This window comes from Altererythrobacter sp. B11 (genome assembly GCF_003569745.1).
Lineage (GTDB): Bacteria > Pseudomonadota > Alphaproteobacteria > Sphingomonadales > Sphingomonadaceae > Croceibacterium_C.
In genome coordinates this window covers 379,625-391,460 of the sequence record NZ_AP018498.1, presented here as the reverse complement: position 1 = coordinate 391,460, position 11,836 = coordinate 379,625, and the positions used below count along the sequence as shown (strand labels likewise).

The window sequence follows — 11,836 nt, the reverse complement described above, 5'->3', positions numbered from 1 at the left end:
TTCCGTTTGCGGCGCGATGGCACAAAGCCGCGCGCGCCGAAAGTCCTGGCGCCGGTCGGGAGGAAACGGGATGCGGGAGGTGACGCCGGGCCGCCCGATCCCGGCGGCACCGGCTGCGCCTAGCGCGCGGCCGAGTGCCCCCGGAAATCCGGGGTGGTAGTAGTGGGCGTGGTGACGAACAGGTCGCGCATACCGCTATATATGGGGTGGAACTGCTGCATGGCCATCAATTGCCCGATGCGCTGTTTTCAGGGACGGAGAAGGAGCCCGTCACCCGCCCGCCGGTCTGAGCGCCCGATGCCGTGCCGCCGCGCCCGTCGACGCTGGAAACGCCGGTGTTGAGATCCATCACCAGCCGGCCGCCGTTCAGCGTATCGCCATTGCGGCGCAGCTGCACGCCGCCGGTGAGAATGATCACGCGCTTGCCAACGTCATAGATGCCGGCATTCCCCATCGCACGCTCGCCCCCGCGCGTGACGGTGACGCCGCCGGTAGCATTGACCCGCTCGATCTGCAGCCCGCTGCCCGCGCGGTTGTAGGCCACCGTGGTACGATCGGCGGTGAGCCGGAGATCGCCCTGGTTGAATTCGACATTGCCCGACAGCACGATCCGGTTCTGCCGGTCCTGCAGCTCGATCCGGTCTGCGCCATATTCCACCGGCTGGTTCGCGTTAAAGCCGCCGACCCCCGTCTGCGCGCCGGCGAGCGTCTGGAAGCCCAGCCCGGCGATGGCAGCGGCGGCGAACCCGCCTACAAGCGAGCGCACCATGCGCCGCGTCAGCGCTGCACGGCGCGAATCCGGGCGGGGGGCGGGCGGGTTGTCCATCACGCTGTCCCTTACGGAAGGGGTGGGGGAATGGGAAGTCATGGCATGCGCAGTTTCGATGGGACCATGCGCATGTGGGCATTGCCTTCCAGCGTGATCGTGCGCTCCGCCAGATCGGCGCGCATGCGATCGGCGGAGAAGGTGCCCGCCGGCACCGAGCCTTCCACGCGGCCGTCCCCACGCAAGGTGTGGTCGCGCAGGCTTACCGAGACATCGCGCGCCAGCATCCGGTAGCCATCGGCGGCGGTGAATTGCACCACGCCGGGCACGGACACCTCTTCCTCGTCGATGTCATAGGCGCCATTGGCGGCGCTGAGCACGGCCGGGCCATCGGGCAGCAGCAGCCGGGCGGTGAGTTCGTCCATCTCCACCACCGGCACCCGCGCGCTTCGCTGCACCGCTTCGCCCGCGGAAATGGAGAAGGGCTGGCCCTTGCGGTCCTCCCCCCGGTACATCGCACGGTCCACGCGCAACCGATCCTGCGCGATGGCCACCTTGTTGCGATCGAGCAGGAAGCTCACTTCCCCACGCGGGGAGAGCGGGGAAATCACCATCGCCGCCGCCACCGCGCCGACCAGTGCCGGCAGGACGACAGCCAGCCACCGCACCGCCCGGTCGAGCGTGCTGCCCGGCGCAGCGAAGGCGCGTCGGCGATTGCGGAGATAGTCGGCTTTTTCAGTCATGAGCCTCGGGAGTGCCGGTGTGGCGGAGGCCGAACGTCAGCCTTCGTGGCTGAATATGTCCTTATCCGCCCAGCCTGCAAGGTCCAGCCGCGCGCGGGTGGGCAGGAAATCGAAGCAGGCCTGCGCCATTTCGCGCCGCCCCTCGCGCGCCAGCCGTTCCTCGAACACCGCCACCAGCCGGTGGAGATAGCGCACGTCCGAGGCCGCATATTCGCGCTGCGCCTCGTTGATCACGGGCGCGCCCCAGTCGCTCGATTGCTGCTGCTTGGAGATATCCTCCCCCAGCAGCTCGCTGACGATGTTCTTCAGCCCGTGGCGGTCGGTGTAGGTGCGCGTCAGCTTGCTGGCGATCTTGGTGCAGAACACGGGGCCCGCCGTGACGCCGAGATAATACTCGATCGCTGCCAGATCGAACCGCGCGAAATGATAGAGCTTGGTGCGCGCGGGATCGGCCAGCACCGCCTTCAGATTGGGCGCGTCGTAGGAACTGCCGCGCGCGAAACGCACCAGATGCTCGTCCCCCTGCCCGTCACAGATCTGGACCAGGCACAGCCTGTCGCGCGGGGTGATGAGACCCATGGTCTCCGTATCGACTGCGACCGGCCCGGGGGCGAGCACGCCGGCGGGGAGGTCTTCTTCGTGGAAATGCACTGCCATGGGGCGAAGCCATTAGGGCCATCGGGGAAAGAGGGGAAGAGGCGCTGGTCCATTCCGTGCGGTGGCAATAAGGCGGGGGGCATGAGTGAGATGGTGCCCGAAAGCTGGAGAGCAGCGCTGGAGCCCGTGCTGGCGACGCCCGAGGCGCGGCGGCTAGGCGGCTGGCTGCGGGCGGAAGAAGATGCCGGGCGGCAAATCTTCCCACCAAGGGGGCAGCGGCTGCGCGCTCTCGAGCTGACGCCGCTGGATCAGGTGCGCGTGGTGATCCTGGGGCAGGATCCCTATCACGGGCCCGGCCAGGCCCATGGTCTGTCCTTCTCCGTACCCGAAGGTGTGCGCCAGCCGCCGTCGCTGATGAACATCTACAAGGAACTGCATACCGACCTGGGCATCGCCCCGCGCGGCCATGGCAATCTGGACCGCTGGGCGAAGCAAGGCGTGCTGCTGCTCAACAACGCCCTCACGGTGGAGGCGGGGCGCGCGGGCAGCCACGCGGGGCGCGGCTGGGAAGCAGTCACCGATGCGGCGGTGGCGGCGGTGGCGGCGCGGCAGGAGCCAAGCGTGTTCATCCTCTGGGGCAGCCATGCGCAGGGAAAGGCCGCGCGGATAGCCGGTCTGGAGGAGAATGGCCGCCATCTGATCCTGCGATCCCCGCATCCGAGCCCGCTGTCCGCCCATCGCGGATTTTTCGGCTCGCGCCCGTTCAGCCGCGCCAACTCCTTCCTGGAGGCAAACGGACGCGGAACGATCGACTGGTAGCGGCTCTGCGGGGGGCGCAAGGCGCTTTCTGTTGCAAAAACGGCGGGCCACGGGCATCGCGACGCGATGGCCAGGAAAGATAACAAGCGTTACGGCGAGCTTGACTGGGGCATTCTCGCCGGTTCGATAGGACCTCGCATTCGCCTGCTGCGTGACGAACTGAGCCAGCGCTCGATCACCGTATCAGCTCCCTATGGCCTTCCTACCGGTTCGTTGACGGTGCTGTCGCTGATCGCGGCGAACCCCGGCAGTTCGCAGATTGAGCTTGCCCGGCAGGCGGGCATCAACAAGTCCGCGCTGGTGGGCATTGTGGACGAGCTGGAACGGCGCGGCCTCGCGGGGCGCGGAAGGTCCTCGGCAGACCGGCGACGTAACAGCCTCACTGTGACGCCCGAGGGCGAAAAGCAGATGCAGAAATTGTTCGGCGTCGTGACCGAAAATGAGGCGCCGATTCGCGAGGCGCTCAATCCCAGGGAAATGGCTCAGCTGATCGAGCTGGTGGACCGCGCCATCGCCGCGCTGGATTCGCGCGGTGCAGCGGATTAGCCCGCGCTGACCGTGTATTGCGCGAACAGCCGGTCGATGTCCTCTGGGAAGCAGAGGTCTGTTCCCGCGGTCATCGCCGCCGCCGCCCCGGCCGCCATGCCATAGCGGAAGGCGTCTTGCGGCGCATCGCCCACGGTAAGCCGGTAGAGCATTGCAGAGAGGAAGCTGTCACCCGCGCCGGTGGCGCTTTTCGTCTCCACTCGAATTGCCGGCAGGAAGAGCGCGCCGGAAGATGAGACGAGCAGCCCGCCTTCTTCGCCCAGCGTAACCGCCACGAGTTCGGCCTGTCCCGCGGCGATGATTTCGCTCGCCGCCGCAGTGATCTCCGCGTGGCTGTTCAGATCGCGGCCGACCAGCCCGGCCAGTTCGCTTTCGCTCGGCTTGACGAGATAGACGCCGCCGGCCTCCAGCCCGCCGCGCAGCGCATCGCCGGAGCTGTCGAGCACCAGACGGACGCCCCGCGCCCGCGCGACCGCGCCCACCTGCGCATAGAAATCGGCCGGCACGCCGGGCGGCAGGGAACCGCTTGCCACCAGAAATTCGCCTTCGGTTTCCGCAAGCGCTGCGAGGCAGGCTGCGCATTCGGCAGCCGTTACTTCTGGCCCGGGAGGCACGAAGCGGAATTCCTGCCCTGTGGATCGCTCGTAGATATTGGTGGCGATGCGGGTGTTGCCCGCAATGCGGATCGGCTTGCGGGCGAAGCAGCGCTGGTCCAGCAGGATGTCCAGCATCGCGCCGGCCGCGCCGCCGGAGAGATAGTGGCAATTGGCGTTGCCCCCCAGCCGGCCGAACACCCGCGCCACATTGATGCCGCCGCCGCCCGGATCATAATTCGCCTTATGTCCGCGCATCTTGTGCGTGGGGCGAACCTGATCGACTTCGTAGGCGACGTCGATCGTCGGGTTCATCGTCAATGTGGCGATCGTCGGCATGGGCGCGCCCCTTCTGCGTTCAAGCGGTGTCCGAGGCCGCTCAGCGCGGCAGTTCGCTCACGCCCATCAGCGCTTCGTCCACCGAACGCGCCGCCTGCCGCCCCTCGCGGATGGCCCACACCACAAGGCTCTGCCCCCGGCGCATGTCGCCGCAGGCGAAGACCATGTCCTCGCTGGTGCGGTAATCCTGCGTGTCGGCATCGACATTGCCGCGGTCGGTCAGGCTGACGCCCGCCTGCTCCAGCATCCCGGTCTTCTTCGGGCCGAGGAAGCCCATGGCGAGCAGGATGAGATCGGCCGGCAGCACGAATTCGCTGCCGGGCACTTCCTTCATCTCGCGGCCTTCCCATTCCAGCCGCGCGCATTTGAGGCCGGTGACCACGCCGTTTTCGCCCACCACTTCCTTGGTGAGCACGGCCCAGTCCCGCTCCACGCCTTCTTCATGGCTGGACGAGGTGCGCAGCTTCATCGGCCAGTTCGGCCAGGTCAGATGCTTGTTTTCCCGCTCCGGCGGCTTGGGCATGATCTCGATCTGGGTGACCGACTTCGCGCCCTGGCGATTGGAAGTGCCGACACAGTCGGAACCGGTGTCGCCGCCGCCGATCACGATCACATCCTTGCCTGCGGCGCTCAACGTGCCGCGCGGCGCGGCGCGTTCCTCGCTGTCGCCGGCATTGCGCTTGTTCTGCTGGGTCAGGAATTCCATCGCCTGGCGCACGCCGGGCATTTCGGCGCCCGGGATCTGCAGCGGGCGCGCATTCTCCGCGCCGCCGGCCAGCACGATGGCGTCGAAATTCTCCTTCAGCGACTTGATGGAGACGTCCACGCCGACTTCGGTGGAGGTCTTGAAGGTGACCCCTTCGGCTTCCATCTGCACCGCCCGCCGGTTGATGAGATGCTTTTCCATCTTGAAGTCGGGGATGCCGTAGCGGAGCAGGCCGCCAATCCGGTCGCTCTTTTCGAACACCGTCACCGAGTGACCGACGCGGGCAAGCTGCTGTGCGCAGGCGAGCCCGGCAGGGCCGGAGCCGACGACCGCCACGCTCTTGCCGGTCTTCTCGGCGGGAACCTGCGGTTCGACCCAGCCTTCCTTCCAGCCGCGATCGACGATCGCGCATTCGATGCTCTTGATGGTTACCGGCTGGTCGATAATGTTCAGCGTGCAGCTCGCCTCGCACGGGGCGGGGCACACGCGGCCGGTGAATTCCGGGAAGTTGTTGGTCGAATGCAAGGCGTCCAGCGCCTCGCGCCAGTCGTCCTTATAGACCAGATCGTTCCAGTCGGGGATCAAATTGTTCACCGGACAGCCGTTGTGGCAGTATGGAATCCCGCAGTTCATGCAGCGCGAGGCCTGCGAACGCAGCCCTTCCTCGCTGTGTGGGATGATGAACTCCTTGTAGTGGCCGATGCGCTCGGCCGGATCGGCATAGGTGCGATCCTGCCGGTCAAGCTCCAGGAAGCCGGTTTCCTTACCCATCTTTTGTACCCTTACTCGGCCGCGACGGAGGCGGCTTCTTCGCGCTCGGCTTCGAGCTGACGGAGCGCCTTGGCGTAATCGCGCGGCATGACCTTGACGAACTTCTTGAGCGTAGCGTCCCAATCGGCGAGCAGTTCGGCCGCGCGGGCGGAGCCCGTGTGCAGCTTGTGCCGTTCGACCAAAATCTTCAGCCGCTCGGAATCGTGGCGCAGCATGTCGCCCATGCCGAAATCCCCCACATGGGCGGGGCGCTGCTGCGGCCGGCCGGTGCCTTCGTCGGCAGAGGGCGCCGGATCGATCGCTTCGAGATCGACCTGCGCGAGATTGCAGCGATCCTTGAAGCTGCCGTCCTCGTCATAGACATAGGCAATGCCGCCCGACATACCCGCGGCGAAGTTGCGGCCAGTCTTGCCCAGCACGCAGACGACCCCGCCGGTCATGTATTCGCAGCCGTGATCGCCCGTGCCTTCGACCACCGCAATGGCGCCCGAATTGCGCACGGCGAAGCGTTCGCCGGCCACGCCGTTGAAGAAGGCTTCGCCCGCGATCGCACCGTAGAGCACGGTGTTGCCGACGATGATGTTCTCTGCCGGGTCGCGGTCCACGTTCTCGGGCGGACGCACGATCACCCGTCCGCCGGAGAGGCCCTTGCCGACATAGTCATTGGCGTCGCCCACCAGATCCAGCGTCACCCCGTGCGCCAGCCATGCGGCGAAGCTCTGCCCGGCCACGCCGCGGAAGTTGATCCGCAACTGTTCCGGCCGCAGCCCTGCATGGCCATGGCGCTTGGCGATCTCGCCCGACAGCATCGCGCCTACCGAACGGTTCACGTTGCGGATCGGCCGATCGAGCACCAGCGCATCGCCGCGGGTGATGGCCGGCAGCGCCGCTTCGATCAGTTCGTTGTCGAGCGCAGCGGCGAGGCCGTGATCCTGGTGGCTGACATGGCGCAGGCTCTTGCCTTCCGGCAGTTCGACGCGGTGCAGCAGCCGGGTGAGGTCCACCCCTTGCGCCTTCCAGTGGCGGATGGCCCGCTTCATATCCAGCCGGTCGACGCGGCCGACCATTTCCTCTACCGTGCGGAAGCCCAGCTGGGCCATGATCTGGCGCAGCTCTTCCGCGACGAAGAAGAAATAGTTGATCACATGCTCGGGCTGGCCGGTGAAGCGCGCGCGCAGCACCGGGTTCTGTGTCGCCACGCCCACCGGGCAGGTGTTGAGGTGGCACTTGCGCATCATGATGCACCCCGCGGCGATCAGCGGTGCCGTGGCGAAGCCGAACTCGTCCGCGCCCAGCAGCGCGCCGATGGCCACGTCCCGCCCCGTGCGGATGCCGCCGTCCACCTGCACCGCGATGCGGCTGCGCAAGTCGTTCAGCAGCAGCGTCTGCTGCGTTTCGGCCAGGCCGATCTCCCATGGCGAACCGGCATGGGTCAGGCTGGTCAGCGGGCTGGCGCCAGTGCCGCCTTCATAGCCGGAAATCGTGACATGGTCGGCCCGCGCCTTGGAAACGCCCGCCGCCACCGTGCCGACACCCACTTCGGACACCAGCTTCACCGAGACGCGCGCCGCCGGATTGACGTTCTTGAGGTCGTGGATCAGCTGCGCCAGATCCTCGATCGAATAGATGTCGTGATGCGGCGGCGGGCTGATCAGGCCCACGCCCGGCGTGGAATGCCGCGTGGCGCCGATCGTCTTGTCGACCTTGTGGCCGGGCAGCTGCCCGCCCTCGCCGGGCTTCGCGCCCTGCGCCATCTTGATCTGGATGTCGTCGGCATTGACCAGATATTCCGTGGTCACGCCGAACCGGCCCGATGCCACCTGCTTGATCGCCGAACGCATGGTGTCGCCATTGGGCAGCGGCACGAACCGCTTGGGATCCTCGCCGCCCTCCCCGGTGTTCGACTTGCCGCCGATCCGGTTCATCGCCAGCGCCAGAGTGGTGTGCGCTTCCCAGCTGATCGAGCCATAGCTCATCGCGCCGGTGGCGAAGCGCTTGACGATCTCTTCCGCCGGTTCGACCTCGGAAATGTCCAGCGGCTCACCGGCCGGCTTGAACTCCATCAGGCCGCGAATGGTCAGCAGCCGCTCCGCCTGCTCGTTGATGGAGCGGGCGAACTCCTCGTAATTCTCCCAGCGGTTGCCGCGCACGGCATGCTGGAGATTCGCGATGTTGGACGGGGTCCAGGCGTGGTCCTCGCCGCGGATGCGGTATTGATAGATGCCGCCGGCATCCAGCATGGTGCGATAGATCGGGTTGTCGCCATAGGCGGCGGCGTGCCGACGCACGGATTCCTGCGCCACTTCGAGCAGGCCGATGCCCTCGATCGTGGTGGCCGTGCCGGTGAAATATTTCTCCACGAAGGCGCTGGAAAGGCCCACCGCGTCGAAGATCTGCGCGCCGCAATAGGACTGGTAGGTCGAAATGCCCATTTTGGACATGACCTTCTGGATGCCCTTACCAACGGCCTTGATGTAGTTCTTGCGCACATCGGCCGGGGCCAGCTGCGGCAGTTCCTCGGCGCGGATATGCTCCAGCGTCTCGAAGGCGAGATAGGGGTTCACCGCTTCCGCGCCATAGCCGGCGAGCACGCAGAAATGATGTACCTCCCGTGCTTCGCCCGTTTCCACGACGAGGCCCGTCTGCATCCGCAGGCCCTGGCGAACCAGGTGATGATGCACGGCTGCCGTGGCAAGCAGGGCGGGCATCGGAATCCGCTCCGGCCCCTGCGCCCGGTCCGACAGGATGAGGATGTTCTTGTCCTGCAGCACCGCTTCGGTGGCCGCCCAGCACATTTCCTTGATCGCCATCTCCAGCCCCTCGGCGCCGCTGGTGGCATCCCAGGTGATGTCGATGGTCTCGGTGCGGAACGCCCCGTCGAGCGAAGCCTCCACCGAGCGGATCTTTTCCAGATCGTGGTTGGTCAGGATCGGCTGATCCACTTCCAGCCGCTTGTGCGTGCCGGCATCGCGGCCCAGCAGGTTCGGGCGCGGGCCGATCATCGACAGCAGGCTCATCACCAGTTCTTCGCGGATCGGATCGATCGGCGGGTTGGTGACCTGCGCGAAGTTCTGCTTGAAATAATCATACAGCAGGCGCGACTTGCTGGAGAGCACAGCGATCGGCGTATCCGTGCCCATGGAACCGATCGGGTCTTCACCCGCCGCAGCCATAGGCTCGAGGAACTTGGTCACGTCCTCCTGCGTGTAGCCGAAGGCCTGCTGCCGCTGCAGCAGGCTCGTATCCGGCTGGCGCAGCGCGTCATTGTCTGTCTCGATCCACTCGAGATCCTTGAGCTTGTACTGCGCCTGATCGAGCCACTTGGCATAGGGATGGGCATTGGCGAGTTCCGCCTTCAGCTCCTCATCCTCCACGATGCGGCCCTGTTCCAGGTCGATCAGCAGCATGCGGCCCGGCTGCAGCCGCCACTTGCGCACGATGTCCTCTTCCTTGAACGGCAGCACGCCGCTTTCGGAAGCGAGGCACACGATATCGTCCTTGGTCACGCAGAAGCGCGCGGGGCGCAGGCCGTTGCGGTCCAGCGTTGCGGCGATCTGGCGGCCATCGGTGAAAGCTACGGCCGCCGGTCCGTCCCACGGCTCCATCAGCGCGGCGTGATATTCGTAGAATGCCCGGCGCGCCGGATCCATCAGCGCGTTGCCCGACCACGCTTCCGGGATCAGCATCATCATCGCGTGAGCCAACGAATAGCCGCCGAGCAGCAGCAGCTCGAGCGCATTGTCGAGGCACGCGGTGTCGGACTGCCCGTGCGGCACGATGGGCCACAATTTGTCGAGATCGGCCCCCAGCAGCGCACTTTCCATCGTGCGGCGGCGTGCGTTCATCCAGTTCACATTGCCGCGAACCGTGTTGATCTCGCCATTGTGCGCCACCAGGCGGAAGGGCTGCGCCAGCCGCCAGCTGGGGAAGGTGTTGGTGGAGAAGCGCTGGTGGACCAGACCGATCGCGGAAACGCAGGCCGGATCGCGCAGGTCGTTGTAGAAACTGCCCACCTGGTTCGCCAGCAGCAGACCCTTGTACACGACGGTGCGGCTGGAAAAGCTCGGCATGTACAGCTCGCGCAGCTGCGGCATGGAATGCTTTTCAGCCAGCTCGTTCAGCGGGTTCTGCGTCTGCTTGCGGATCACGATCAGCTTGCGCTCGAAAGCGTCCTGATCGGCACAATTCTCACCCCGTGCGATGAAGCACTGGCGGATCACCGGCATGCTCGCCAGCACGGCCTTGCCCAGCCCGTCATCGGTGGTCGGCACGTCGCGCCAGCCGATCAGCCGCTGGCCTTCCTTGGCCACGAACTTCTCGAACTGCGCCACGATGAACTCGCGCGCTTCGTCATGCTGCGGCAGGAAGCACATCGCCACGGCGTAATCGCCCGGTGCTGGCAGGGTCAGCCCCTCGCCTTCGGCCCATTTGCGATACAGCGGATCGGGGATCTGCATCAAAATCCCGGCGCCATCGCCCAGCAGCGGATCGGCACCCACGGCGCCGCGGTGATCGATATTGGCCAGGATCTCCAGCGCCTGATTCACGATGGCATGGGATTTCTCGCCCTTGATATGGGCCACAAAGCCCACACCGCAGGAATCATGCTCGTTACGCGAATCGTAAAGGCCCTGGGGCGCCGGGAACTCGGTCAATTCTATTTTCCTGTCTCAGGCCGGGCAGGAAGGCCGCTTCCCTGCCCGGTGGCAACGAAGCGCGACTCACCCGGCTTGGGTTACTTTCGAAAATGTCGCGAAAGTTCCCCATGAAGACACGAAGCTGTTTTGGCAAGGTGGGGCGAATCCGTTCCGCCAAATTTCAGACCGTTCGCAAGGGCTGTTCAGGCCGGTCAGCTGGCCCCGCTCATCCGCTGCAGAGTAGCTAGTGCAGTACGCAGCGCGGCTTCGGGATCCTCCGGCACGCGGGGCGGGATGGGCTTCGGATCGGGTGACGGCTCCGCAGTCGAAACGGGCTGCCGCCGCACGGCATCCGGCTCTGCCTGCAGCCGTGCGGCCAGATCGAGGAAGGGATTGGCCGGCGGGGCGGGCGCGTCCTCTGCTGATTGGTAAGCCAGTTCATAAACCGGCTCTCCTGCGGCCTCGGCCCGCGCGGCAGCTTCGGCCAGCGCTTGGGCGATGGCACGCGATTCGGCTTCTTCCGCTTCGCAGCGGGCGAGCCACTCGCGCCGCCGGTCGAGCGAATGCCCTAGCCGTTGCACGAGCTGAACCAGCCCCAGTTCTGCAAGCGGCGCGTTCTGCCACGTCGCAGCCTGACCTTCGCCCGCCGACGGGGTCTCTGGTGGAGACGCCAGCGAGGGAGAGATCGGCTCGTCCGCTTCAGCGAAGGCGAGCGGAAGGGCGACGTCCGGTCGCTCATCTTCGTCGTCCTTCACCGGCCATTCGGAGCCCGACGCTGCTGCGGCGCTGGCGGTAATGTCTGCCGTGATTGCTGGGGCCGTCGGTTCGTCCGCTTCCGGCTCTGGGGCGTCCTGCGGCCGGGGATGACGCAGCGAGAGCCAACTGGCTGCCGGAGCCATCGGGAGGGTGGGGGACTCTTCAAGATTCGGCCCCAGTCCCTCTTCGCCCAGTTCCTCTCGCGAATTGATCGGACGGGTGGCGATGCGACGGTGCCGGCGCTGGATGGATTGGGCGCTGGCGAGGCGGCCCGCGATCATCATTCCGAGCAGTGCGCCGCCGATGGCGGCGGTGATGGCGAGGAGCAAGCGCGCGGTCGTGCCGAGCGGCGGTGCGGCCATCGGGAACAGTTCGGGCAGCCGACTGGCGATAACGATGCGTTCCAGCACCACGCCCGGGATCACCATGCAGCCGAGGCCCAGCAGGGCTGCAAACCACAGGGCAATGATAAGGGTGAAGGCGGGGTGCTGGCTCAACGGTGCAGCTGCGCCGCGGCCGTCCGTTTCATCGCTGTCCTGCGAAAATCCTGCCACGCTCGATCC

The 11,836-nt window shown here is 66.3% G+C and carries 9 protein-coding genes; 2 read left to right on the top strand and 7 right to left on the bottom strand.

The annotated features are described in order from the left end of the window. Positions 1-226: 226 nt before the first annotated feature. Genes AEB_RS01745 through AEB_RS01735 form a run of 3 tightly spaced genes read right to left on the bottom strand, consistent with a single transcriptional unit; the run spans position 227 to position 2,166 of the window. Entirely contained in the window at positions 227-826 is a 600-nt protein-coding gene (locus tag AEB_RS01745) for an LptA/OstA family protein (protein WP_231958855.1), read from the bottom strand. 38 nt (positions 827-864) lie between these two features. After that, positions 865-1,509: an LPS export ABC transporter periplasmic protein LptC gene (locus AEB_RS01740; RefSeq protein WP_119081619.1), complete on the bottom strand. Its 645-nt coding sequence runs from the start codon at positions 1,507-1,509 to the stop codon at positions 865-867. Between the two features lie 36 nt (positions 1,510-1,545). Further along, positions 1,546-2,166, bottom strand: coding sequence for a ribonuclease D (locus AEB_RS01735; RefSeq protein ID WP_119081618.1), 621 nt, complete (start codon positions 2,164-2,166; stop codon positions 1,546-1,548). 81 nt (positions 2,167-2,247) lie between these two features. On the opposite strand from AEB_RS01735, the gene AEB_RS01730 reads away from it, so the two are divergent. Together AEB_RS01730 and AEB_RS01725 are read left to right on the top strand one after the other, a co-directional pair. Beyond that, positions 2,248-2,925: a uracil-DNA glycosylase gene (locus tag AEB_RS01730; RefSeq protein WP_119081616.1), complete on the top strand. Its 678-nt coding sequence runs from the start codon at positions 2,248-2,250 to the stop codon at positions 2,923-2,925. A gap of 66 nt (positions 2,926-2,991) precedes the next feature. Then, positions 2,992-3,471 carry a MarR family winged helix-turn-helix transcriptional regulator gene (locus AEB_RS01725; protein ID WP_119081614.1) on the top strand — a complete coding sequence of 160 codons (480 nt, stop codon included), beginning with the start codon at positions 2,992-2,994 and terminating at the stop codon, positions 3,469-3,471. Here the strand turns inward: AEB_RS01725 and AEB_RS01720 are convergent. The 4 genes from AEB_RS01720 to AEB_RS01705 all read right to left on the bottom strand — a co-directional run bounded on the left by AEB_RS01720 (position 3,468) and on the right by AEB_RS01705 (position 11,827). Then, the gene (locus tag AEB_RS01720; RefSeq protein WP_119081613.1) at positions 3,468-4,403 is read right to left on the bottom strand and encodes a 1-phosphofructokinase family hexose kinase; all 936 of its coding nucleotides are present in this window, start codon (positions 4,401-4,403) and stop codon (positions 3,468-3,470) included. The two genes, AEB_RS01725 and AEB_RS01720, sit on opposite strands and share 4 nt — an antisense overlap. 40 nt (positions 4,404-4,443) lie before the next feature. Continuing rightward, positions 4,444-5,880, bottom strand: a complete 1,437-nt coding sequence (locus AEB_RS01715) for a glutamate synthase subunit beta (RefSeq protein ID WP_119081610.1) — start codon at positions 5,878-5,880, stop codon at positions 4,444-4,446. 11 nt (positions 5,881-5,891) lie between these two features. Next, a complete protein-coding gene (gltB, locus tag AEB_RS01710) occupies positions 5,892-10,535 on the bottom strand; it encodes a glutamate synthase large subunit (protein ID WP_119081609.1) in 4,644 nt (1,547 codons plus the stop codon). Positions 10,536-10,729: 194 nt separating this feature from the next. Next, entirely contained in the window at positions 10,730-11,827 is a 1,098-nt protein-coding gene (locus AEB_RS01705) for a hypothetical protein (RefSeq protein WP_145985253.1), read from the bottom strand. Positions 11,828-11,836 lie beyond the last annotated feature (9 nt).